Source organism: Clostridium sp. KNHs205 (genome assembly GCF_000702945.1).
Taxonomy (GTDB): Bacteria; Bacillota; Clostridia; order Lachnospirales; family Lachnospiraceae; genus Anaerocolumna.
Map to the genome: position 1 here is coordinate 1413562 of NZ_JNLE01000003.1, position 25788 is coordinate 1439349.

The window sequence follows — 25788 nt, forward strand, 5'->3', positions numbered from 1 at the left end:
AAGGGGAAGAAGCATGTCGTTAAAATTTATAATGGGACGTTCTGGTTCCGGCAAATCCTACAGACTTAACCATGAGATTATAGAAAAGTCCATGGTCTATCCGGATACCAATTATCTGGTTCTGGTACCGGAGCAGTTTACCCTGCAGACACAAAAGGATATTGTAACCATGCATCCTCTTAAAGGTACTATGAATATCGATATCTTAAGCTTTAACCGTTTGGCCTATCGAATCTTTGACGAGACCGGCAGTGATGGCAGAAAGGTTCTGGAGGATACCGGTAAGACCATGGTGCTGAGAAAGCTGGTAGCCCAGAGAAAAGAAGAACTGAAATTCTTCTCCCAGGATGTGAATAAGCAGGGTTTTGCAGAAGAGCTGAAATCCCTGATATCAGAAATATATCAATACAGCATAAGTATAGAGGATTTGGAGAAGGTTTCTGCAGGTCTTGAAGGAAAAGAGAGACTTAAGGATAAACTTCATGATGTGAAGCTTGTCTATGAAGCTTTTCAGGAATATCTAAAAGATAACTACATAACCGCGGAAGAGATTCTGGAGGTGCTGGTGCCTGCAATTGGAAGATCGGAGCTGATCAGGCGAAGCGTAGTCTGCCTGGATGGCTTTACTGGTTTTACGCCCTCACAGTACCGTCTGTTAACACAGCTGATGAAATATGCCAAAGGTGTAGTGGTTACCGTCACGCTTGGAAAGGCAGATTACCTTGAAAAGGATGCACCTTATAAACTCTTTCACCTAAGCAGAAAGACCATAGATAAACTAAAAGAAATAGCCCAGGATGAAAATATCCCGGTAGAAGAACCAACCTTTATGGAGGAGGACTTTGGGGAGCGTATGCCAAGGAGGTATCTTGGTAATCCGGCCTTAGGCGCACTGGAGGAGAATATCTTCCGTTATCGTATAAAGCCTTATACCCAGGCAACAGACAGTATTATCCTTCAGGGTGCGGTTAACATACAGGAAGAAGTAAATGTAATTATAAGAAAGATCAAAGAGCTTATAAGAGAGAAACAGTACCGGTATCAGGATATAGCCGTGGTATCTGGAGATATGGCTTCTTATGGCAGAGAATTAAGACGTGGTTTCGAGCAGGAGGGAATTCCTTTCTTCTTAGACAGTAAACGCAGCATTATGTCCAATCCTTTTGTAGAGCTTATACGCTGTGCTTTGCTGATTGTATGCGACAACTTCAGTTACGAGGGAGTTTTCGGATTTCTTCGCTCCGGTCTGTCCGGCATTGACAGCGATGCTACGGACCTGTTGGAAAATTACGTCATTGCTCTTGGAATACGTGGAAAGAAACGATGGGAGGAACCCTTCAAACGGATCTACAGAGGGATGCAGGAAGGTGAACTTACAAGGATTAATGAAGCAAGAGAGAGAATCTGTGAGTATATTCTTCCCTTGTATCAGGTTCTGAAGGACAAAAATCTTACCGTAAAAGATTACACCAAAGCCCTGTACGAGCTGGGAGTAATCTTAAATGTGCCGGGACAGATGGAAACCTTTGCAGATGAATTCCTTGAGAGAGGGCATTTATCGGAAGAAAAGGAATATCGCCAGATATACGGAACAGTAATTGAGCTATACGATAAGTTAGTGGAGCTGTTAGGGGAGGAGAGGATGTCTGCAAGAGAATATGCCCAGGTGCTGGAGGCAGGTCTTAAGGAGGCAAAAGTCGGTTTGATTCCTCCCGGCATCGATCAGATTGTAATCGGTGATATTGAAAGAACCAGATTAAAGGATATCAAGGTTTTGTTTTTTGCTGGGGTAAACGATGGCAGTATCCCAAAGAAAAGCTCCAGAGGACTTATTCTGACAGACAGCGACAGAGAGGTTTTAGAGGAGAAAAAACTGGAACTTGCCCCCTCCAGGCAGCAGGAAATTTATACAGAGAGATTCTATCTCTATATAAATCTTACGAAACCAAAGGATATGCTCTTTATTTCCTTCAGTAAATTAAGTGAAGACGGCAAGAAGCTTCTGCCTGCATATCTGATCAGTGATATCAGAAAGATCTTCCCGGAGCTTAAGATAAGGGAAGAATATGGGCAGATGGAGGAAGTCAGCGAGATACTTAGTATTCATGAAGGGTTTGACTACCTAATAAAAGGGCTGAAGCAATTTCCGGAAAGCAATGACAACCTGTTATGGCAGGAACTGTTTCAGTATTATTTCAGCCATGAAGAAAAGAAAGAAGAACTGCTTCGATTAATCAAGGCGGTTTATTATATCAATGAAGAAAAAGGCTTACAGCGGCAGGCAGCCAGAGAGTTATACGGAGAAAAGCTACTTGGCAGCGTAACCCGGTTTGAGAAGTTTGCTTCCTGTGCTTTTGCACATTTTGCAGCTTATGGTCTGGAGTTAAAGGAAAGGGAAGAATACCGGATAGGAGCACCGGATATCGGTAATATCTTTCATGAAGCCCTGGAGCTCTTTTCCAGAAAGATAAAGCAAAGCCAATATACCTGGCATACCATACCCGATGAAGTTCGAGAGACCTTATGCAACGAATCTGTAGAAGAAGCGGTTAAGGAGTATGGCAATCATATATTTGTAAGTACCAAGCGTTATGAAGCAGTGGTAAGAAGGGCTAAGAGAATCTTAAACAGAACCCTGTGGGCAGTATGCAGGCAGATTCGAAAAGGAGACTTTGAGCCCGAAGCCTTTGAGCTGTTTTTCTCCGACAGAACCTTATTGGATACCCTTAATATCCCTCTGCCTTCCGGAGATAGTATTAATCTTACGGGCCGTATCGACCGTCTGGATATCTATGAGGAGGAGGACAGGCTCTTACTTAGGGTAGTGGATTACAAATCAGGAAGCACATCCTTTGACTTTAATTCCTTATATTACGGACTGCAGATACAGCTGGCCTTTTATCTGGGAGCTGCCCTGGAGCTGTTTCAGAAGGAACGAAGGGGAAAGGAAGTCATACCGGCAGGTATCCTGTATTACAATATGGAGGATCCCTTTGTAGGTAAGACGGAGGAAATTGAGAAGAGCATCTTAAAGGCGCTTAAGATGAATGGAATTGTAAACAGCTCCCATGACATGTTAAAGCATCAGGATAACAGTTTTCAGACAGAAGGAGAGGGTATACGTCCCAGTGTGAAATCGGATGTTATACCTGCGGAGACCAACAAGGACGGGGAACTTACCAAACGCTCTGCCGGTGCGGATACGGAGGAGCTAAAGCTGTTCATCTCCTATGTCAGAAATATGGTGGGAGATATGGGAAGCCGTATCTTAAAAGGAAATACGGATGTTAAACCTTATAAGCTTGGCAATAACACTGCCTGTGATTATTGTCCTTACAGGGAGGTCTGCGGGTTTGATACAAAACTTGGCGGCTATGATTACAGAAAGCTCAAAGCTCTTGAAAAAGAAGATATCATAGAGAGGATTAAGAAGAAAGAAGGAGGTACTGCTGATGGAATGGACCAGGGAACAGAAGAAAGTAATTGAAACCAGGAATAAAAACCTGCTGGTCTCAGCGGCGGCAGGCTCCGGAAAGACAGCAGTATTAGTTGAACATATAATTAACCGTATAACAGAAGAAGGCATTGATATCGACAGGCTCCTGGTTGTAACCTTTACCAATGCAGCGGCGGCAGAGATGAAGGAGAGAATCCGAAAGGCCATAGAGGACAAGCTCATAAAGGACCCGGATAATGCGAACCTTCACAGGCAGGCAGCGCTGGTGCACAGTGCACAGATTACAACCATTCACAGTTTCTGTCTGTCTGTAATAAGGGATAATTTTCAATCCCTGCCCATTGATCCCTCCTTTCGTATTGCAGAAGAAGCAGAGCTGACCTTAATTAAATCAGATGTACTGGAGGATTTGTTAGAAGCCTGCTACGAAGAAGGAAGGGAAGATTTTCTTGCCTTTACGGAAAGCTTTGGCGGGGGGAAGACGGATGATGGCATTGAAGACCTGATCTTAAATATCCATCAGTTTTCCATGAGTGCTCCCTGGCCGGAGGATTGGTATGATAAGCTGAAGGAAAACTTTGAGGTGGAATCAGCAGAAGACATGAAAACCGCTGACTGGATGCATGAACTGATGTCAATGTTGAACCGAATTGTCAGCGATTTGTATAGTATGTGTGAGGAAGCGGTTCTGATATGCCAGCAGGCTGATGGCCCCACGGCTTATCAGTCTGCACTTATCAGCGATTCGGAACAGTTAGAAGGTCTTAAGGGGATTACTGACTATTCAGAGTTTGGTGAAAGAATTCAAGGTATCAGCTTTGCAAGACTTTCCGGTAAGAAAGAAGAAGGCGTGGACCCAGGTAAGAAGGAACTGGTGAAATCCATCCGAGACAGAATAAAGAAAGCTGTCAGTGATATCCAAGGCAATTACTTCTTCCAGGGAGAGGAGGAAATGGCAGCAGATATTGCTGCCATGAGGTCAAATGCAGAAGTTCTTATAAGGCTCTGTAAAGATTTCTCAGCAGCCTATCAAAAACGTAAGGCAGAAAAGAACATGGTTGATTTCAACGACCTTGAGCACCTTGCCCTGTCCGTATTGGTAAAAAAAGAAGATGGGATAACGATTCCAACCCAGGCAGCGGATGAACTGGCAGGCTTTTATAAAGAAGTTATGGTGGATGAATACCAGGACAGTAACCTGGTGCAGGAAATCATTCTTGAAAGCATCTCAGGAGGCAGGTTTGGAAATCCAAACAGGTTTATGGTAGGGGATGTTAAGCAGAGTATTTATAAATTCAGACTGGCTGATCCAAGTATTTTTATGGATAAGTATGAGAAGTATCCATTACTGGCGGAGGAAGAAACTGAGGCAGAGAAGGAACTGGATTCGGAAACGAAACTGGAGCAGAATTCGGAAATAGAACTGGAAAAGAAATCGGAAACAGAAATAGGGCAGAATTCGGAAACAGAACTGGAGCAGAATCCAGAAACGGAATTGGGACAGTATTCAGAAACGAAACTGGAACAGAATTCGGAAACAGAGCTGGGACAGAATTCAGAAACGAAACGGGAGCAGAATCCAGAAGCGGAATTGGGAGAGAATTCCGAAACGAAACTGGAGCAGAATCCAGAAACGGAAATGGAGCAGGATTCGGAAACGAAATGGGAGCAGAATCCAGAAACGGAATTAAGACAGAATCTGCAAATGGAATTGGAACAGTATTTGCAAATGGAACTGCAACAGGCTTCGGGAACGGAACTGGAGCAGGATAAAGAACCCAATAAAATTACAGCACAGAAAAATGAAGATAAGCTGACTGAAATAAGAATAGCCGAAGTATCCTCAGCAGAGGAACATAATCTTAGAATCGATCTCCATAAGAATTTCAGAAGCCGTGAAGTGGTTATAAACAGCATTAACAGTGTCTTTCAAATGATAATGACCAGAAAGCTTGGAGATATTGAATATGATAAACGTGCCTATCTATATCCGGGAGCAGATTTCTGTTCAGGAGATGGGATTTCTGATTCCACGGAGCTGCTGCTGGCAGCAGTTACACCGCCAGAAGCAGAAACAGCTGCTTCAGAAAATAAAAAGGACGAAGAAGCAGAAGAGTACACTGCCAGAGAGCTTGAAGCTCTGGCTGTTGCTGCGAGAATAAAGGAACTTGTTCACCCGGAGACGGGACTCCTTGTCCAGGATAAGAAGACCGGAGGGTTAAGAAGAGCCGTTTATGGAGATATCGCCATATTGCTTCGTTCCATGACCGGGTGGGCAGATATATTTTCAGATACCCTGAGTGCAGAAGGTATAATAGCCCACACAGAAACCCAGACTGGTTATTTCAAGACACTGGAAATCTCTACAACACTTAATCTTCTTAGGACAATTGATAATCCAAGGCAGGATATTCCTTTTACGGCAGTATTGAAAAGCCCTATGGCAGGTTTCACAGATGGGGAACTGGCGGACATACGTATGATAAAGAAGAGGGTGCCAATGTATGAGGCAGCCAAGATTTACAGTAGCGGCAAAGAAGATGCACTTGCTGTAAAGCTGGAGGAATTCTTTGAGAGACTTTCAAGATATCGCAGCGCCGCAGTGCATTTGCCGATTCATGAGCTGATTCTTCATGTCCTATCAGATACAGGTTATTACAACTATGCAGCTGCAATGCCGGCAGGAGATAAGCGAAAAGCGAACCTGAACATGCTGGTCCAGCAGGCAATACGTTTTGAAGGGACAAGCTTTAGCGGACTCTTTCATTTTATACGTTACATGGAGCGGCTGGACAGATACGATGTGGATTTTGGAGAAGCCAAGGTAACCGGGGAAGATGATAAAAGTGTCAGGATTATGAGTATCCATAAGAGTAAAGGCCTGGAGTTCCCTATTGTGTTCGTTGCGGGTATGGGAAAGAATTTTAACACCCAGGATTCCAGAGCAAAGCTGTTATTACATCAGGACTATGGCATCGGTATGGATTATATAGATTTAGACCTTCGGATAAAGGAACCGACACTGATAAAGAAATTCATACAAAAGCAGCTGATTACTGAAAGTCTTGGGGAAGAACTTCGAGTTCTGTATGTAGCCCTTACCCGTGCAAAGGAGAAACTGATACTAACTGCCGGTGTAAAGGATATGAAAAAGCTGCTGGAAAAGTATGCTTTGAAAGCAATAACACCCAGGAATACCTTAAGTTATCTGGAGCTGTCGGCAGCTGCCTCTTATCTGGACTGGATCATGCTGTCCATGATTCAGCAGAAAGGATTTGAGGAATTACTGCTATCCTATGGCTTACCAGCCTCCTGTGCCACCGATGACAAGCTTTCGGTGAGAGAATACACTTACGAAATGCTCCTTGAAAGAGAGAAGGAACAGCAGGTCGTTAAAGAAATAAAAGAAGATATACTGCTTAATAGAAGTGAAGCTGCAGTTTATGACGAAAAATATAAAAGGGATATTAAAGCGTATTTTGAATATAAATACCCTTATCAGGCGGAAGCTGGTATACACACAAAGGTAACAGTTTCAGAACTTAAGAAAATGGGACAGCAGGAAGAGGAGGAATTATCGGAGGCTCTGCCTGTACTCAAATCACAGCAGGAGGAATATCCTGTTCCTGCTTTTCTAAAGGAAATAAAAGAAGAAAAAGGAGCAGATCTTGGTACATTAATCCATAAGGTACTGGAATTAACTCCTTTTGAAGGTATATATGGTGAGAAAGAGCTTACTGATCATTTGGACCGGCTTGTGAAAGAGAAGCGGTTGTTACCCGAGGAACTGAAGATACTTGATATCGGAAGAATTAGTAGGCTATATCAAAGTGAGCTTGGGCAAAGACTCCGTATGGCAGAATCAGAAGGCAGATTGTTTAAGGAACGGCAGTTTATCATGGGAGTGAAGGCAAAAGATATCAATGGAGAACTGCAAAGTGAAGAATTGGTTTTAGTACAGGGAGTAATTGATGCTTATTTTATAGAAGGAAATGAGCTTGTTTTGGTAGATTATAAGAGTGATGCCTATGTAACGGAGGAGAAGCTTAAGAGTCGGTATCATATGCAGCTAAAACATTACCAAAAAGCACTGGAACAGCTTACAGGCATGAAAGTCAAGGAAAGTATTATCTATTCCGTATGGTTAAGCCGTCAGGTAATCATAGAATAAATATGCACAACCATACAAATTAACATAATATTACAGGGTGTAAAAATCGTATCTTCGTTATAATGAGCTGTGTTTGTTTTCCGCAAATGTATAATAGAACCAGGAGTATGTTAATTTCATATGGCTATTCCAGGTTATAAAAATCGGCTGAGTACTTGAAAAAACTGATATAAAAGAATAAACCCTGCATAAATCAGGTATCGGAAATTAGTATAAATCCGATACCTGATATTATGTGTTTATTTATAAAAATCTGGAGTATAAGTTGAGGCATAGCAGTTTTAATGTAAAAACAGGAAGAAAGTCCTACGTGAAATCTGTTAAATTTTTGTAAATATATGAAAAATGCACTAAGTAGTGAGTGGGTTTTACGTTAAACTAAATAAATAAAAATTCATTTAAGATAATTTGTTTTATTTTGTTGTATTTTGTGTTATGATTATGCTAAATAGATAAAAAAAGTTATGCTTTAGTAGTATTTCATATGAAATATGTAGATAAACAGCATGTTTCACCTACCAAAAATACCGGCATTAACTTAGAATAATGCTATCAGGAGGACGAGATGAAGAGTACAGACAGATTAGTAAAGGGGAAAAAGGAAAAGAAAGATTTTAAGAGATTCTTAAAATCAGAAAAAAAGAAACAGTTAGCTGAATCTGGGAAAGAGGAGGAGCTCAAAGAAGAGGTAGGCAGCACAAAAGCAGAGAAGGGAAATACGAATAAGATCAATGATAAAAAGCATGCAAAGTTAGCAAAGAAAATCAAGGATAAGGATTTAAAAGCAACTATGGATGCGCTTGTAGGCAAAAGAGGGATTAAGGACAAGCTAAAAGAAACAAGAACCAAAATTATTTTAACGGTATTGGTACCGGTAATTTTTATGGCTGTTTATGGTTATGTATCCTATATGAAGTCATCGGAAGCCATTACTGAAAGTTATGAATCAAATATTAAACAGACGATAGAAGCAGTAAGCGATTATCTGAATCTGGGTGTTGGTGCCGTACAGGATAAGGCAGTGGAACTTATTTTAAGTAAGTCCGTAACCAACTATTACATAAGGCTTAATAAAGAAGACACAATCGATGACTATAAGGATCTTAAGACATTACAGTCAGAAGTCATGGTCGTGAACCAGACAAACGTATTTATAGGCAACTCCTTTATGTTTGCGGATGTTGGTAAAGCAATTATTACAAAAGGTTCTGCACCAAAAGATTTATATGAGGTATATGCAGAATCCGATGAAGGTAAAGCAATCCTTGGAAGTAAGAGAACCAACCAGTTTATCGGTAAGCATCTCTTCCTGGATGAGACGCTTGGATTGGATTCCAGCAAGTATTCTATGGCAGTGGTAGCAAAAATGCCTTCTGTGGATGGCTTTGTAATCCTTGATATCTCAAAGGATGAGGTGGTTAAGACACTTCAGAATGTCAGTGATGTGGATGGCAGTATTATAGGTTTTATTACAGGAGACGGAAACGAAACCAATACCACAGAAACCGGTGAAGCAGTATTTCTTGATTCTGATTTCTATAAGAAGGAAGTTGAAGCAGGAAACAAGTCCGGTTTAGACTATACAACCTACAAAGGGGAAGAATACTTATACACCTATAATGATGTTGGTGAAACCGGTGGAACAGTATGGGCTCTAATACCCAAAGCGGAAATTGTTAAGAAAGCAGAATCACTGAAAAATCTTAATATTATATTTGTTTTGGTATCCAGTATCGTAGCAATTGTAATCGGTTATTTCATTGCTATGGGTATCGGAAATACCATAAGAAAACTTATGTTGAACATAGCCAAAGCTGCAAAAGGTGATTTGACGGTTCAATTTGATACCACGAAGAAAGATGAATTTGGTATACTTTCAAAGAGCCTGGCAGATATGACAGCCAGTATGAAGCAGCTTATTGGCGAAGCCTACCAGGTGGGAGGCAAGGTAACACAATCGGCAGAGGTATTATCCCAGACCTCCGATCAGATCCTTACCGCCACCAAAGGAATCTCACTTACCATCGATGAAATCGAAGGCGGTGTGGTTCAGCAGGCAGATGATACAGAGAAATGCCTTGGACAGATGGCAAAGTTATCTGATCAGATCAGCCAGGTATACAGTAACACTTATGAAATTGAGAAAACTGCGACGGATACCAAAGGAGTTATCGGTGATGGTATCATAATCATTGATGAACTTGGTGAGAAAGCCAAAGCTACTACAGAAGTTACACAGACAGTTATTAAGAGTATTGAGGAACTGGAATATAAGTCCAGAAGTATCAGCAGCTTTGTAGGAATTATCAATGAAATAGCTGCTCAGACCAACCTCCTTTCCTTAAATGCTTCTATTGAAGCTGCCAGAGCCGGAGATGCAGGCAAGGGATTTGCAGTGGTGGCTGATGAAATCAGAAAGCTGGCTGACCAATCCGTAGATGCAGTGAAACAGATACAGGATATCGTAAACGATATTCAGAATAAAACCCAGGGAACCGTATCCTCTGCCAAGAAAGCCGGAGAGATCGTAGGCTCCCAGACAGAAGCATTAAATAAAACAGTAGCTACTTTTGAGAAGATCAACAACTATGTTGGAAGTCTTGTAAGTAATCTGGATAACATTTCTATCGGTGTTAAGAGTATTGAATCTGCGAAAGAAGATACACTGGATGCAGTAAGAAGCATTTCAGCCGTATCCCAGGAAACAGCAGCAGCTTCCGAAGAGGTGAGTGCTACTGCCAATGCACAGATTCGTACCGTTGAGAATTTAAGCCAGTCTGCTGCAGAATTAGCGGAAGATGCCAAGAGTTTAGAAAGAGCAATACAGCTGTTTAAAATACAGTAATTTGGGATATTCCGGTATGAAACTTATATATGAGGTTACACTTTAATATGTAAATAAACAGGGACTGTTTATAAGAAGCGACATTTACGAATGAAATTCTAAAATGTTAATTCTTAAACAGTCCCTTGTTAAAATCAAGAAAGGGTGTATAATTATATGAGTAAAGCACAGGAAAAAAAGGAAATAAAACCTATTGAAGAGTTGACTCCGGATGAGAGATTAAAATATGAAATAGCCAGCGAATTAGGACTGATGGATAAAGTAAAGGCAAGTGGCTGGAAATCATTGTCTGCCAAAGAAAGCGGTCGAATAGGCGGTATAATGACAAAGAGAAAAAAACAGATGAAGATGGAGGGCGGTAAGAAAGAACCATGAAGAAGAAGCTATTATTGATCTATAATCCTCTGGCGGGAAAGAGCAAGATAAAGAACTGGCTTTCAAGTATTGTAGAATACTTTGGAAGAGGTAATTATGAAATTGTCATTTATGCCACCAAGGGAAAGAAAGATGCCAAAAAAATCGTAACAGACTGCCTGAAAAGAGATAAATATGAACTGGTAGTCTGTTCGGGAGGTGACGGTACCCTTAATGAAATAATCAGCGGCGTTATGGAATTTGAAAATAAGCCTGTTATTGGTTATCTGCCATCGGGCACTACCAACGATTTTGCTTATAATCTGAAGCTTCCAAAGAGTCTTCCAAAGGCTGCTGAGGTAGTTCTTAAGGGTGAAGTATTTCCTTGCGATATCGGAATCTTTAATGGGGAGTATTTTACATATACGGCTGCTTTCGGCTTATTTACAGATGCATCATATGAGACTCCCCAGGCAAATAAAAACACCCTCGGCAGAATGGCTTATATTCTGGAGGGTATTAAAAGACTGCCTAACTGGAAAGCATATCAAATGGAGATCCAGTGCGGCGAACGTATCATAAAGGATAATTTCATCTACGGTATGGTAGCAAATTCTGTTTCCGTAGGAGGCTTCAAAGGCCTTGCCGGCAAAGATGTACAGCTGGATGATGGACTCTTTGAAGGTATTTTTATTAAGATGCCTCAAACTGTTTTAGAATTCCAGGGTGTAATCAATGATCTCTTAAAGGGGAACTTAAACAGTGATCATATTTATTCCTTCCCGGTTAAAGAAATCACTTTGATATGTGAGGAGAAGGTGCCCTGGTCTATCGATGGTGAATTCGGCGGGGAGCATGAAAAAGTAGAAATAAGCAATCTGAACAGGGCTGTTTCCATTATCCGTGGAGTTGATTAAAATCGGATAAATTAATTGCGAGTCAGCTTTAAAGTGTATTACAAGCAGTTAATAAGCAGTTAATAAGTATTAAAGAGTATTTAAGATTACTTACTCGAAAATTTCTTTTCCACTTAAGTTAAGGGATCGAATACCAAGGAAATTCTTAATGACCACGCAGATACCTCCCAGTAAAATAGAGGAGTCCTGAAGCGTTGATGACTCAATTCTTACGAAACTATTCATCTTACTGTTTAATGCTTCTTCGATCCGTTTGGTCAACTGTGGAAAAAAGATAGTAAAAACACTGTTAATTATAATAATATCAGGATTATAGGCATTAAGTACATTATTGCTTAAGATACCCATAAGCTTTACAAAAAGGTCCATAATAGCAGCAGCATCAGGGTCACCCTCCTGATAAGCAGCAGAGAGAATATCAAAAGAAGCAGACTCAAGACCTTTTTTGACTGCAAATTCTTTTAATAATGCCCGTTCTGAGACATACTGTTCCAGGCAGCCGTGATTTCCGCAGGGGCATTCTCTTCCGTCTATTTCAATAATGGTATGACCGAATTCACCTGCTCTGCCGTTATAACCGGTATAAAGTTCGTTATTGATTAAAAGACCCAGACCGATTCCGGAATGGACACTGATATTGGCAATGTTGGGGTAATCATGCATAAAGGTCTTTTCACCAAGTACGGAAAGATTTGCTTCATTTTCTAAATATACAGGGGTATTATAATATTCATTTAATTTTCCGGCCAGGTCATAACCTTTTAAATCATAGTAAGGGGTGAATGAGACCTGGTTTTCATGAACTACGCCGTGAATGCCGAGAGATATTCCTACCATCCCATAAGGAGAGGTCTCTTTGTCTTGCTTCATGGAATCAATGACTTGAAATAAGGCATCTAAAATATCATTTTTCAGTTTTGGGGTTTTTATCTGCTTTAGGCGGCAGTTCTCACCCTGTAAATCAGTCATCATAACGGATATCGTGTCTACACCCACATCAACACTTACCACATAACCGGCTTTTTTCTGGAAACTTAATAATATGGGTTTCCTGCCGAAATCTGTATTATCACATCCGATCTCCTCCACCAGGTTGCGGCTGATCAGATCTGCAACAATGGCAGAAATGGTAGCTTTTGTTAAGCCAAGAATCTTTGATATGTTGGCTCTTGAAATAGGACCTTGATTGATGACAGTCTCAAGGACCAGTGTGCTGTTAATATCTCGTATAAGTTCTTTACTTCCTGTAATCATGTTTTATTACCAATGCCTTTCTCGTTCTGGGGCTTTTTATGGCAGACACAGACCCAAATACGTAAGGCTGAAAACGTATTTTTTCAACCTTTATCCTCTTGATTTCTCACTGTTTAAGTTAAAGTTCAGCAAAGATTGCAGTTAAGTCGAATCTTAAGCTTTCATTCTTCATTTATTTCTATGGCTATTATAGTATCACACTTTTTCAAGCTTGAAAAGAGAATTGAATACGTAAGCTCTGGTAAATATGCCGTAAAATAGACTCATTTTTTTGGCAGGGGATATGACATAATTTTGTTGACAAGCAGAATAATAATTGATATGCTAGATATAGCAAGATTAGTTTATTGATTAAACAAACCAGGAGGATTAAGTATGGCTTATTTTGAAAAGGTACAGAAAATTACATATGAAGGACCGGAGAGTAAGAACCCTCTGGCCTTCAAATATTATAATCCCGAAGAAGTCGTAATGGGAAAAACCATGAAGGAGCAGCTGCGTTTTGCTATGTCATACTGGCATACTTTTACTTATATGGGTAGTGATCCCTTCGGTTCCGGAACCATGTTCAGACCTTGGGATAATCATGAGTGCTCCATGGAAGTTGCAAAAGAAAGAGTTCATGCAGCTTTTGAATTTATGGAGAAAGCACAGATTCCTTTCTTCTGTTTTCATGACAGGGATATTGCACCGGAAGGAAAAGATCTGGCAGAGACCAATGCAAGACTGGATGAAATCGTTGAAGTAATCAAGGAAGAGATGAAACGTACCGGTATCAAATGCCTTTGGGGTACCACCAATGCTTTCAGTAATCCGAGATTCGTACACGGTGCCGGAACTTCCTGTAATGCTACTGTATTTGCCTATGCAGCAGCACAGATTAAGAAAGCCATTGAGATAACAAAGGAATTAGGCGGAGAGAACTATGTATTCTGGGGCGGAAGAGAAGGCTATGAAACACTTCTCAATACCAATACAGAGCTGGAACTTGACAACATGGCCAGACTTCTGAAACTTGCCTGCGATTACGCAGAACAGATTGGTTTTACCGGACAGTTCTTAATTGAGCCCAAGCCCAAGGAGCCTACAAAACATCAGTACGATACCGATGCAGCAACAGTTATTTCTTTCTTAAGAAAATACGACCTGCTGGATAAATTCAAATTAAACATTGAAGCAAACCATGCAACTCTTGCAATGCACACTTTCCAGCATGAGCTTAATATGTCTCGTATAAATGGTGTGTTAGGCAGCGTAGATGCCAATATGGGTGATCCTATGCTTGGCTGGGATACAGATCAGTTCCCTACCAATCTTTATGATACAACACTTGCAATGTATGAGATTCTGTTGGCCGGCGGTCTTACTAAAGGAGGACTGAATTTCGATTCCAAGGTAAGAAGAGCTTCTTTTGAAGAAGATGATTTATTCTTAGCTTATATTGCAGGAATGGACGCATTCGCCAGAGGACTTAAGGTAGCAGCTAAGTTATTGGAGGATAAGGTATTCGAAGACTTCAAGGATAAGCGTTATGCCAGCTATACAGAAGGTCTTGGTAAAGATATCATTGACGGTAAGGCTGATTTTAAATCTCTGGAGGCGTATGCTCTTGCCAACGGTATTAGTCCTAATGTATCCGGCAGACAGGAAATGCTTGAGTCCGTATTAAATCAGTATATACTTGAAACCAAATAATCGAATCAGTTTATATTTGATGTGAGAGATTGTAAGAATGTATTTGCTGAGTAAATAAGAAATTACTAATATCTGCTTGAAGACGGTGAACCAATATACAAGAATGTAAGCTGGTTAAATATAGCAGTATCAGCATTATATTCTGAATATATGGTCATACAGGAAATATAAATCGGTTGTATTAAAATAAGAGATGAAATAAAGCTAAGAGTCGAAATAAATATAATGCACTAAGTAATCACAATGTACCAAGTAAAGCTAAGAGACGAAATAAAGATATCAATGATCAGTTCCCCTCATTACATATTGGTGTAATGAGGGGAACTTGTACAGGAAAGAGGTAGGTATGCTCTATATCGGAGTTGATTTAGGAACATCCTCAGTAAAGCTTTTACTGATGGATGAAAAAGGCGATATCAAGAATATTGTAACCAGGGAATACCCTATCAGCTTTCCAAAGCCCGGCTGGTCGGAACAGAATCCGGAGGACTGGTTTGAAGGGCTGATGGAAGGCTTGAAAGCATTAACAGAAGGCGCTGATAAGAGTACGGTAAAAGGTATCAGCTTCAGCGGACAAATGCATGGAATGGTAATTCTTGACGACGAGGATAAGGTAATACGCCCGGCTATCCTTTGGAATGACGGACGTACCCAGGCGGAATGTGATTATTTGAATTATGATATCGGAAGAGAGAAGATATCCGCCTATACCGGCAATATGGCATTGACAGGTTTTACCGCACCCAAACTCTTATGGGTTAAGAAACATGAACCGGATAAATTCATGAAGATTAAAAAGGTCATGCTGCCTAAGGATTACATAGCTTACCGTTTATCCGGCGTACATTCCACTGACGTTTCCGATGCTTCCGGAATGCTGCTTCTGGATGTTAAGGAAAAGTGCTGGTCCAAGGAAATGCTTGATATTATCGGTCTGAAAGAAGAACAGATGGCGAAGGTATATGAAAGCTATGAGGTAACAGGAACGCTTAACGCAGATATTGCTGAGAAACTGGGGCTTCCCATAGATTGCAGGATAATAGCCGGAGGCGGTGACCAGGCAGTTGCAGCTGTTGGTACCGGAACCGTAGGCTCCGGAATGTGCAGTGTATCCCTTGGAACCTCAGGTGTAGTATTTGTTGCCAGCAAGGATTACTCTGAAATTGAAGACAATGCCCTCCATGTATTTGCTCATGCCGACGGCAGATATCATTTCATGGGAGTTATGCTTTCAGCTGCGGCTTCTAATAAGTGGTGGATGGATGAGATATTAAAGACAAAGGAATATGCCAGAGAACAGCAGGAAATAAGTAAGCTTGGGAAGAATAATGTATATTTCCTGCCCTATCTGATGGGTGAGAGAACCCCTCATAACAATCCGGATGCCAGAGGTACCTTTATCGGCATGACTATGGATACCACGAGAGCTGATATGACACAGGCTGTCCTGGAGGGTGTAGCTTTTGCTCTGAGGGATTCCTTTGAAATAATTAAGAATACAGGTCTTAACATAGAGCGTATCCGCATTAACGGAGGAGGTGCCAAGAGCCCTCTCTGGTGTAAGATCCTTGCTAATGTACTGAATGTCAAGGTGGATAAGATTAATTCGGAAGAAGGCCCTGCTTTTGGTGCCGCTATCTTAGCAGCAGTAGGCTGCGGGGAATACCCGTCTGTTGTAGAAGCTGCCGGCAAGCTGATTCAGGTAACGGAAACCACTGAACCGGAAGCTGAGACAGTAAGTCTTTATGATAAGAAATACTCTGTCTTTAAGGACATATATCCTGCTCTTAAGCCGGTATATGATCAGATGGCAAAAGAACAGACCGAGATATAATAAAAATTTATCAGTTGACATATAAATACAGATATGTTAATTTAGACTCATTCATAAATAAAGGCTTTGAAGGCGCATAGTAGATGCTTAAACACTGTCAGAGAGAGGGAGTCACCGGCTGAAAGCTTCCTTAAGGTTAGGTAAGCATTGAATTTTCACGCTGGAGCTTCATGTCTTAAATGCGATGCAGAGTAGGATATGACGTAGATGCACGTTACGCTGTGATGAGTGCCCATAATGTCATTGATACCGGAAGTAACAGTTTCATAGCTTAGAGCGTGTTGGATAAATTATTGTTCCGTTCTGGCTGCCCCACTTTGGAGTATACTGCGTAATCCAGGAAGGTATTGATTGAGACTATGGGAAACTGGGTGGTACCGCGGATTATAATCCGTCCCTGTTATTTTTACAGGGACGGATTTTTTGTGTTTTCTTCCTTTAAATCAGCCCCTGAATAGTATGACAATATGAAGGAGGTACTCATATGAAGGAGAATATTCAGCAGTTGAAGCTTCAATTTCAGGAAGAAATGAAAGCAGTTGAAAAAAATGAGGAGCTTGAAAGAATCAGGATATCCTATCTGGGCAAAAAAGGCAGAGTAACAGATATCCTGAATAAGATGAAAGAGCTAAGCCCGGAGGAAAGGCGTGAAACCGGAAAGGAGATAAATCTCTTAAAGAATGAAATTACCGATTTAATTGACAAGACCGGTAAAATATTAGAGGAAAGGGAGTTTGAGGAAACACTGAGTAAGACAGAAAAATATGATTACACCATACCGTCATTGCTTACTCATGGAACCCTTCACCCAATAACGATTGTTCAAAAACAGATAGAAGACATTTTTAAGACCATGGGATTTATCATAGAAGATGGGCTGGAAATACAGACGGAATTTAATAATTTTGAAGCCGCCAATATCCCGAAGAACCATCCGGCCAGAGATATGCAGGATACCTACTATCTGGAGAACGGACAGCTGCTTAAGACGCATACTACTGCCGCTCAGAATTATATCATGAGAAAATACGGTGCTCCAGGCAAGGATGAGACCTTAAAGGTATTATTCCCGGGAAGGTGTTTTCGTAATGAAAATATTGATGCATGCCATGAAAATACCTTTTTCCAGATGGAGGGAATGATGATTGGTGAGGATATTTCCATCGCAAATATTATCTACTTTATGAAGGTACTGTTATCGGAGGTATTTAAAAGAGAGGTAAAGGTAAGGCTCAGGCCCGGTTTCTTCCCCTTTGTGGAGCCGGGTTTTGAACTTGATATAAATTGTCAGATTTGCGGCGGAAAAGGCTGCCCAACCTGCAAACAGGCGGGTTGGCTGGAGTTACTACCCTGCGGAATGATTCACCCTAATGTGTTAAATATGGGAGGAATAGATTCAGAGCATTATACCGGATTTGCTTTCGGACTTGGACTAACGAGACTTGCAATGATGAAGTATGAAATAAAAGATATTCGAGTATTTAACAGCGGTAACCTCAGAATATTAAGACAGTTCAAGGACAGGTAGGAGGTAGAAAATATGTTGATTTCAATGAATTGGATTTCAGAGTATACAGATTTGACCGGTATTGATCATAAAGAGCTCATCAATAAATTTACTCTGGCTACAGCAGAGGTGGAGCATGTCTATGAAATGGGAACAGAAATTAAATCAGTGGTAGTTGGAGAAATTGTGTCAGTAAAAGCGCATCCAGGCGCAGATAAACTGCACTTGCTGAAAGTAAATACAGGAAAAGAAATTATAGATTGTGTCTGCGGAGCAGCTAATGCAGCAGTTGGGACCTATGTGCCATTTGCCAGGGCAGGTGGTCAGGTAGGTGACAGAGTAATAAATGAGACTGTAATTGCGGGAGTAAGCAGCTATGGAATGTGCTGCTCAGAGAAAGAACTTGGTATCAGTGAGGATAATTCGGGGTTAATGATACTTGATAAGGCTCATGAGCCAGGTACAGATATTCTGGAATTTCTGCCGCTTAGGGATATTATTTTCGAAGTGGATAACAAGTCCTTAACCAACCGTCCCGACTTATGGGGGCATTACGGTATTGCCAGAGAAATATCAGTATTAACAAAACGTCCCTTAAAACCTCTGAAAATAATGGATACAGAAGCCTTTAAAGAACTTCCTCCGGTACCGGTAACCATTGAAGATAAGGAGCAGACCTTTCGTTATTCTGCCATCAGGGTCGGGAATATAACGAAGAAGCATACGCCTCCTCAGATAAAAATCAGACTTACCTATTGTGGTGTGCGCTCCATTAACCTGCCGACGGATCTGACTAATTATCTGATGCTTGAAATGGGGCAGCCAATGCATGCTTTTGATAATAGCATAATAAAAGGTATACAGGTTAAATCCTTCCCGGTGCCTTTTGATTTTGAGACCCTGGATGGTATCAGGAGAACTGTGGATAAAGATACGCTGATGATCTGTTCCAACCATGGTGAACCAGCTGCTATTGCGGGAATTATGGGAGGTGAAAGCTCCGGAATTGGAGACCATACGACAGAACTGTTATTAGAAGCTGCTAATTTTGACGGAACCTTTATCAGAAAGTCAGCTGCAAGGCTTGGTTTACGAACAGAAGCCAGTACCAGATACGAAAAGACGCTGGATCCGGAGATGACCGTAACTTCTATAAGGCGGTTTTTAGAGCTATTAAGGGAAGCTGATCCCGGTATTCTGGTGACTTCTTCCTTAACGGATCACTATATAAAGCGATATCAGGACATAACCATTGATTTCGATAAAGCTTATGTGGATAAATATACCGGTATTGATATTTCTGTGGAAGAAATAATTGAGACGCTTTCAGCACTGGGATTTACCATTAATCATAAGGATAAGGGTTTTACTGCAGCAGTGCCCTCATATCGTGCTACGAAAGATGTTACCATAAAGGCTGATCTTATTGAGGAGATTACAAGAATTTATGGATATGACAATATAATAGGAAAATCCAATAAGTCTTTGATTTCGCCTATACGTCACAGCGCTGAGAGAGAAGAGGAATACAGGATAAAACTTCTTCTTGCGGACAGATTCGGAATGAATGAAGTGCATAATTACATCTGGTATGATACCAAAGCAAACAAGGAGCTGGGAATTCAGACCAAACCTAATGTAAGGATTATCAACTCTGTTACTGTTGAAAATGATACGGTAAAGGCCACCTTAATTCCTTCTCTACTTGGTAATATTAATAAAAATATGGAGCAGATACCAGAGATAGGTATATTTGAAATAGGCCGGGTAGCAGAAGGTCTTGATGAAGATGGTTTATGCAGGGAAAGAAAGAAATTAGGAATCGTAATAGCAAGCAGAAGTATGACAGAAAAGCAGACCTTCCTTAAGCTGAAGGAGGTAATCGAAAACCTTACTGCTGCAATAAAAAATATTGTACCTGTTTATCTGGATTATACAGCTAAGGAAATAGAGAAAGTAAATTATATACATCCTGTCAATGCTGCGAATATTATAGTTAATGAGAAGAATATCGGATATTTTTCCTGCCTTCATCCTAAGGTGAAGGATAGAATTGATAAGAAATTTAATATCGCAATTGCAGAAATGGATATGGAGGAGCTTACTGCAGTAGAGAAAGAAAATATTATGTATAGAGAAATATCCAAATATCCGGGTATTACCATAGATTTAAGCTTGCTTACGGATAAAGGAACCCGGTATGAAGAATTAAAAGCTATCATTTCGGAATTTGCCTGTGAGTATCTGAAGTCGTACAGCCTGATTGATACCTTTGAAGATGATAGGCTTCTAATGGGTAAAAAGAGTGTTACAGTCAGATTTGAATTCGGCTCTGATGAAAGAACTTTAGAAAGCAAAGAAATAAATGAAATGACTGACAGACTGTTAATTTTATTTGGAGAAAATGGAATTCAATTAAGGTAATGAGAGCAATACAGAAGGTTCTTTAACAGATGATATGCCTGAACCATAGAGTTTTATAAGAGGTGTGGTTGGATAAAAGCAGAAGAAGCCGGATGTATTTCTTTTATTCAATCTTGCAGGTAAAGGACGAAAAGATTATAAAAGTTAAGAGGGTAATAAAATAATAGGATAGTAATGATTCGTATTATATAGAGAAGCTGCAAAGTTTTCTGCACTTGCTGTTCCGTAAAAGAGTCTGCTGATTATATCACTGTATTTAATGATTTATTGATACAGTATGCTTATGATAGTGGATTTGAAGGAGTCAGCTGGTGCAGGATACTATGCAGCTTTTTCGAAATAATGGAACTTGTATCGTCTGATTGAAGGTTAACTAATGATTAATATAATTAACGGAAGTTAACTATAAATCCGTTGTAAAGTTAATAATAGGATTATAAAATGTACCTATAGAAAGAAATAAGAACAACGTAAAAGGAAAGAAAATAAATTTCAAACTTCTTACTATTACTTAAGGCATTATCAAAATATTTTCATTAAGAAGAATATATAACCGCATCGGTTTTATCTGGAAAGGAGCATTATGGATACTATTAATATCGGAAAGATTATTTCAGAAAAGCGAAAAGCCAAAGGTATCACACAGGAGGAGTTAGCGAATTATTTAGGTATTTCAAAGCCTGCTGTATCCAAGTGGGAATCAGGGCAGAGTTATCCGGATATCTTATTTCTTCCGGTGCTTGCCTCTTATTTTAATATTTCTGTTGATGAGCTGATAGGTTATGAACCAATGATGAGCAAGGAGGATATACGAAAGCTTTACCACCAGTTGGCAGAAGAGTTTTCAAAGAAATCTTTTGATGAAGTTTATGAAGAATGTGAAGGATATCTTAAGAAGTATTTTTCCTGCTGGTATCTGCAATACCGCATTGGACTTCTGTATCTGAATCACTGTGCACTTGCTGGTACTCCTGAGAGAACCCAGAATATCCTTAATCGGGCGGTGGATATTTTTCTGTTGGTAGAACGTTCCTGCGAAGAAGTAAGCCTGGCCAAACAAGCCATGCAGCTGAGGGCTTATTGCTATATCTGCCAGCAGAAACCAGTAGAGGCAATAGAGGTGCTGGAAAACCTGAATGAACCGTTTATACAAACAGAGTCACTCCTCGTAAAGGCATACCAGTTAAAAGGGGACAGGGATAAAGCCATTGAATACCTGCAAGGCAGCGCAGTTAACAGTCTGAATGTCCTGCTTGGCAGTTCGGTTGATTTCTTTCAGCTTTACGCTGACAACCCTGAACGAATGGATAAATATTACGAGATATTTATAAAGCTTACAGATATTTTTGAAGTGGAGCAGATGTCTCCGGGAGGCTTGTACTCCATCTATCTGACTGCAGCAGCCATCTATGTTTTACAGGGCAGGAAGGAAAAAGCCCTGGAGGTACTTGAGAAATATGCTGATTTGGCGAAAAGAAATGCCGGTAAAGACTTCGAAATACATGGTAACCATATTTTTGATAAGCTTGAGACCTATTTAAAAACCATTGATGCTGAGACTATAGCACCCAGAAGTTCAGAGGTGATTTGGAGGGATATTAAAAATATACTTTCTGAGAATCCGGCTTTTAAACCCCTGGAAGAGGAACCTCGTTTTCAGATAATCGTAAGAAGTCTTAAGGAAGTGTGGAAACAAAAATGATTTAAGGTACTTGCTGTAGCGGTGTATTTAAGTTACTAATGATGAAGAAGAAGCTTCATACAGAAGACTCCCTAATGATTGCTGGGGTGCTCGGTATTGGCTCTAATTCAAAATTTTAATAAAGAAAAGTTGCATTATGTTAAGAAGAGTGAAAAATAAATGAAAGGCAGCCACAAAGAAAGCATTCACTCTTTTCTTCTGGACAGTAGATTATATGTCAATATCAGTATTCTATTGTAAGTGGCAGTATTGCAGGTCTGCCTGCGATAGCTATAATAGGTAAATAATATGAATGGACTGGAACAAATAAAAGAATATCTACCCTTTATCATACCGATTCTGATCGTACAATATGGATTGATGATTGCTGCGCTGGTTCACATACTCCGTCATAAGAATTATCGAATCGGAAACCGTGTAGTATGGATTGTAATATCCGTTGTGGTAAATACAATCGGACCGATTCTTTATTTCACCATAGGAAAGGGTGAGGAATAATGGCAGTTCTTAAGTTAAACAACGTTTCCAAACAATTTGGTGATACCAGGGTAATTAATGATTTAACCTTTGAAGTTCCGGAGCATTCTGTATTTGGTTTTATCGGAAAGAATGGTGCTGGTAAAACAACTACCATGAAGATGATACTTGGTTTTTATAAGCCGGATGCAGGTGATATTCTGGTGTGCGGTGAGAAAGTAAGCTATGGTAATACGAAAACCAACCGCTTCATCGGATATCTGCCGGATGTACCGGAATTTTACGGATATATGACTCCCAGAGAGTATCTGAAACTCTGTGGTGAAGTTACGGGACTTAAAAGAGATACCCTGGGGGTAAGATCCGATGAGTTGCTGGAGCTGGTGGGGTTGCAGAATGTAAACAAAAAGGTTCGTAATTTCTCAAGAGGTATGAAGCAAAGACTTGGAATAGCACAAGCCCTTCTCAATGAGCCCAAGCTTTTGATATGTGATGAACCCACCTCTGCGTTAGACCCCGTTGGCAGAATGGAGATACTGAGTATTTTGGCACTTGCCAAGGAGAGGACCACCATATTGTTTTCCACTCACATATTATCAGATGTAGAGCGTATATGCGACAATATCGGAATTCTAAATGACGGAACCCTTGCATTAGAAGGAAGTACAGCAGATATCAGAAACAGTTACCGAACGGATACGGTTCGCCTTGAGATAGGACAGCAATATTCTGCGGCTATAGCAGCCCAAGGATTAAGAAGCATTTCCGGTATAACAAATATCCGTCAGGATAATCAGATAATTGAACTGGAGGTTTCTGACACAGAAGAAGCAGGAGCCAGAATATTAAGCTTTTTACTAAAGGAAAAAATTCAGATAATCCGTTATGAAATCACAGAACCTTCTCTGGAAAATATATTTATGAAGGTGATAGTTTAAAAAACAGGACCTTTCACACTTCTCATTTATATAGTATCGCAGGCAGGTCTGCGATATGCATGTGAGTTAAAGGAAAATATGACATGCGCAGCCCTTTAAAAGTTAAAAACTATAGCTAAAGACTGTAATTCGGGAGGCTGCAGCGGATAGGAGTTTATTATGAATAAAATAAAACCGCTTTCCAGATACGAAGATACGAAGGCTGTTGAAAACGACAACTCTGGTTTTTTGGGGATAAGAGGATATTTTGCTTTTACCAAAAAAGAGTTGTTAGAGTATATACGTACTTATAAGCTACTGATATTCTTTGCAGCCTTTTTGATGTTCGGATTAATGAGTCCTCTGCTTGCCAAATTAATGCCGAATATCCTTTCATCTATGGATATGGGAGGGATAAAACTAGAGCTTCCAAGCCCTACGGTTATGGATGCTTATGCACAGTTTTTTAAGAACCTTACTCAAATGGGGATGTTGGTATTACTGCTGGTCTTTGGTGGCAGTTTATCGGGTGAATTTTTAAAAGGCACCTTACTTCAGATACTTGCCAAGGGATTATCCAGAACTGCTGTATTACTGGCAAAATTTACAGCAGCCGTTCTATTATGGACAGGGGGTTTTCTGCTGTCTGTAGTAATAAATTATGTCTATACGGTATATCTTTTTGACAAGGGATACCTGCCGAATCTGTCCCTTTCCCTATTCTGTTTATGGTTATTTGGTATATTCCTTATTTCATTAATATTGTTATCCAGTACCATAGCACCGGGAGCTTTTGGCGGTCTGGTAGTTTCTGTTATTGCATTGGCAGCAATGTTAATGGGAAATGTATTTAATGCCGTTGCAAAATATAATCCTGTGACTTTGGCTTCTGTAAATACAGAATTGCTAAACGGAACAAAAGATGCCAAGACCGTTTATCTGACAATTATCATAACAGTAATCCTGACGATTGGGTCACTGCTCCTGTCTATCCTTTTGTTTAAGAAAAAAAGGATGTAAAATCAGGTTAGTGAAAAAAGGTAAGTTACGGTTAGTAAAAAGGAGAAGAAGGTAAGATACTGTTAGCAAAAAGAATGTAAGTTCCTGGATAGAGAATAAGGATGCAAACTCCGGATAGAGAATAAGGATGCAATTCCCGGTTAGTGAAAAAAGAATGCAAATTCTAGTTAAAGAATAAGAATGTAAATTCCAGTTAAAGAAAAAAGAATGTAAGATCCGTTTAATAAAAAAGTAAGTTCCAGGTAGAGAAAACAAGAATTGAAGATACGATGAGACGAAAGAAGCTGTCAGTTAAATGACAGCTTTTTACTGTTTCGAAACGGATGTTCTCAGATAGTTGATTGTTATGCTCAACTGGGGTATAATGCTTGTACGAATGCTTATGTTTAGGACAGGCAGATGGGATTTTAGGAGGTACCGATGAATTTCAGACCATGCATTGACATACACAATGGTAAAATCAAACAAATTGTAGGCGGCAGCCTGACAGATGAAAACAGAAAGGCAGCAGAGAATTTCGTGTCCGAAAAAGGCGGTGAATATTATGCCGGCCTTTATAAAAAGGACGGTCTTAGAGGCGGACATATAATTATGCTCAATCCAGCCGGAACGAAGGAATATGAGCTTAACAGGATTCAGGCAGAAAGAGCCTTAAAGGAATATCCAAAAGGACTTCAGATCGGAGGCGGTATAACCGATAAGAATGCCTGTCAGTTTCTTGAAGCTGGGGCCTCTCATGTAATTGTTACTTCCTTTGTATTTCAAAATGGTCTTATTCATTATGATAACCTTAGCCGGATATCGGCTGAAACCGGCAGAGACAGACTGGTTCTGGATTTAAGCTGTCGCAAAAAAGGCGAAGACTACTATATAGTAACCGATCGCTGGCAGAAATTTACTGACGAAAAGCTCTCTGTGGAGCTTCTTATGAAATTAACCGGTTATTGCAGTGAATTTCTTATACATGCAGTTGATGTCGAGGGGAAATCAGCCGGTATTGATAAAGACCTGATAGAGCTGCTGAAAGAGTGGCAGGGTTGTCCGGTAACCTATGCCGGAGGCGTCGGAAGCTTTATGGATCTGGAGTTAATAAAGGAAATAAGCGGCGGTATGATAGATGTAACTATAGGCAGTTCCCTTGATTTATTTGGCGGGCCAATGAAATACAGGGAAGTTGTGGAGTGGTTTCAGAATAGTCAAAATAAAGTTTAGAA

15 protein-coding genes and 1 other annotated feature are annotated in these 25788 nt (G+C 40.3%); of the genes, 14 read left to right on the top strand and 1 reads right to left on the bottom strand.

Features of this window, described 5'->3' with window-relative positions:
* Window positions 1-13: 13 nt before the first annotated feature.
* The 5 genes from addB (at window position 14) to BR73_RS0106160 (ending at window position 11744) form a co-directional block, all read left to right on the top strand.
* Window positions 14-3487 carry a helicase-exonuclease AddAB subunit AddB gene (gene addB / locus BR73_RS0106135; RefSeq protein ID WP_033164812.1) on the top strand — a complete coding sequence of 1158 codons (3474 nt, stop codon included), beginning with the start codon at window positions 14-16 and terminating at the stop codon, window positions 3485-3487.
* Complete coding sequence (locus tag BR73_RS27165; RefSeq protein WP_051685007.1) at window positions 3453-7628, top strand: UvrD-helicase domain-containing protein; 4176 nt, start codon at window positions 3453-3455, stop codon at window positions 7626-7628. Before addB ends, BR73_RS27165 begins: the two co-directional genes overlap by 35 nt.
* Window positions 7629-8193: 565 nt before the next feature.
* A complete protein-coding gene (locus BR73_RS0106150) occupies window positions 8194-10473 on the top strand; it encodes a HAMP domain-containing methyl-accepting chemotaxis protein (RefSeq protein WP_033164813.1) in 2280 nt (759 codons plus the stop codon).
* Window positions 10474-10629: 156 nt separating this feature from the next.
* On the top strand, window positions 10630-10848 hold the full coding sequence (locus BR73_RS0106155) for a small, acid-soluble spore protein, alpha/beta type (protein WP_051685008.1): 219 nt from the start codon (window positions 10630-10632) through the stop codon (window positions 10846-10848).
* Entirely contained in the window at window positions 10845-11744 is a 900-nt protein-coding gene (locus tag BR73_RS0106160; RefSeq protein WP_033164814.1) for a diacylglycerol kinase family protein, read from the top strand. Before BR73_RS0106155 ends, BR73_RS0106160 begins: the two co-directional genes overlap by 4 nt.
* A gap of 90 nt (window positions 11745-11834) precedes the next feature.
* On the opposite strand, the gene BR73_RS0106165 is transcribed toward BR73_RS0106160, so the two are convergent.
* Complete coding sequence (locus BR73_RS0106165; protein ID WP_033164815.1) at window positions 11835-12998, bottom strand: ROK family transcriptional regulator; 1164 nt, start codon at window positions 12996-12998, stop codon at window positions 11835-11837.
* A 375-nt stretch (window positions 12999-13373) separates the two neighbouring features.
* On the opposite strand from BR73_RS0106165, the gene xylA reads away from it, so the two are divergent.
* The 9 genes from xylA to hisA all read left to right on the top strand — a co-directional run bounded on the left by xylA (window position 13374) and on the right by hisA (window position 25786).
* Window positions 13374-14693, top strand: a complete 1320-nt coding sequence (xylA, locus tag BR73_RS0106170; protein WP_033164816.1) for a xylose isomerase — start codon at window positions 13374-13376, stop codon at window positions 14691-14693.
* Between the two features lie 346 nt (window positions 14694-15039).
* Window positions 15040-16527: a xylulokinase gene (gene xylB / locus BR73_RS0106175; protein ID WP_033164817.1), complete on the top strand. Its 1488-nt coding sequence runs from the start codon at window positions 15040-15042 to the stop codon at window positions 16525-16527.
* Between the two features lie 57 nt (window positions 16528-16584).
* Window positions 16585-16929, top strand: a binding site (T-box leader).
* Window positions 16930-17011: 82 nt separating this feature from the next.
* Window positions 17012-18055, top strand: coding sequence for a phenylalanine--tRNA ligase subunit alpha (pheS, locus tag BR73_RS0106180; RefSeq protein ID WP_033164818.1), 1044 nt, complete (start codon window positions 17012-17014; stop codon window positions 18053-18055).
* Between the two features lie 12 nt (window positions 18056-18067).
* Window positions 18068-20458 carry a phenylalanine--tRNA ligase subunit beta gene (pheT, locus tag BR73_RS0106185; protein WP_033164819.1) on the top strand — a complete coding sequence of 797 codons (2391 nt, stop codon included), beginning with the start codon at window positions 18068-18070 and terminating at the stop codon, window positions 20456-20458.
* Between the two features lie 583 nt (window positions 20459-21041).
* A complete protein-coding gene (locus BR73_RS0106190; protein WP_033164820.1) occupies window positions 21042-22160 on the top strand; it encodes a helix-turn-helix transcriptional regulator in 1119 nt (372 codons plus the stop codon).
* Window positions 22161-22448: 288 nt separating this feature from the next.
* Entirely contained in the window at window positions 22449-22658 is a 210-nt protein-coding gene (locus BR73_RS0106195; protein WP_033164821.1) for a PLDc N-terminal domain-containing protein, read from the top strand.
* On the top strand, window positions 22658-23575 hold the full coding sequence (locus BR73_RS0106200; protein WP_033164822.1) for an ABC transporter ATP-binding protein: 918 nt from the start codon (window positions 22658-22660) through the stop codon (window positions 23573-23575). Before BR73_RS0106195 ends, BR73_RS0106200 begins: the two co-directional genes overlap by 1 nt.
* Before the next feature lie 159 nt (window positions 23576-23734).
* Window positions 23735-24574 (top strand): ABC transporter permease, encoded by an 840-nt coding sequence (locus tag BR73_RS0106205; protein WP_051685009.1) that lies wholly within the window; start codon window positions 23735-23737, stop codon window positions 24572-24574.
* Window positions 24575-24994: 420 nt separating this feature from the next.
* Window positions 24995-25786, top strand: coding sequence for a phosphoribosylformimino-5-aminoimidazole carboxamide ribotide isomerase (hisA, locus tag BR73_RS0106210; protein ID WP_033164823.1), 792 nt, complete (start codon window positions 24995-24997; stop codon window positions 25784-25786).
* Window positions 25787-25788 lie beyond the last annotated feature (2 nt).

Bases quoted from the DNA above. Each gene is read 5' to 3' on its own strand.
- addB (WP_033164812.1), top strand. From the start codon at position 14: ATGTCGTTAAAATTTATAATGGGACGTTCTGGTTCCGGCAAATCCTAC.
- BR73_RS27165 (WP_051685007.1), top strand. From the start codon at position 3,453: ATGGAATGGACCAGGGAACAGAAGAAAGTAATTGAAACCAGGAATAAA.
- BR73_RS0106150 (WP_033164813.1), top strand. From the start codon at position 8,194: ATGAAGAGTACAGACAGATTAGTAAAGGGGAAAAAGGAAAAGAAAGAT.
- BR73_RS0106155 (WP_051685008.1), top strand. From the start codon at position 10,630: ATGAGTAAAGCACAGGAAAAAAAGGAAATAAAACCTATTGAAGAGTTG.
- BR73_RS0106160 (WP_033164814.1), top strand. From the start codon at position 10,845: ATGAAGAAGAAGCTATTATTGATCTATAATCCTCTGGCGGGAAAGAGC.
- BR73_RS0106165 (WP_033164815.1), bottom strand. From the start codon at position 12,998: ATGATTACAGGAAGTAAAGAACTTATACGAGATATTAACAGCACACTG.
- xylA (WP_033164816.1), top strand. From the start codon at position 13,374: ATGGCTTATTTTGAAAAGGTACAGAAAATTACATATGAAGGACCGGAG.
- xylB (WP_033164817.1), top strand. From the start codon at position 15,040: ATGCTCTATATCGGAGTTGATTTAGGAACATCCTCAGTAAAGCTTTTA.
- pheS (WP_033164818.1), top strand. From the start codon at position 17,012: ATGAAGGAGAATATTCAGCAGTTGAAGCTTCAATTTCAGGAAGAAATG.
- pheT (WP_033164819.1), top strand. From the start codon at position 18,068: ATGTTGATTTCAATGAATTGGATTTCAGAGTATACAGATTTGACCGGT.
- BR73_RS0106190 (WP_033164820.1), top strand. From the start codon at position 21,042: ATGGATACTATTAATATCGGAAAGATTATTTCAGAAAAGCGAAAAGCC.
- BR73_RS0106195 (WP_033164821.1), top strand. From the start codon at position 22,449: ATGAATGGACTGGAACAAATAAAAGAATATCTACCCTTTATCATACCG.
- BR73_RS0106200 (WP_033164822.1), top strand. From the start codon at position 22,658: ATGGCAGTTCTTAAGTTAAACAACGTTTCCAAACAATTTGGTGATACC.
- BR73_RS0106205 (WP_051685009.1), top strand. From the start codon at position 23,735: ATGAATAAAATAAAACCGCTTTCCAGATACGAAGATACGAAGGCTGTT.
- hisA (WP_033164823.1), top strand. From the start codon at position 24,995: ATGAATTTCAGACCATGCATTGACATACACAATGGTAAAATCAAACAA.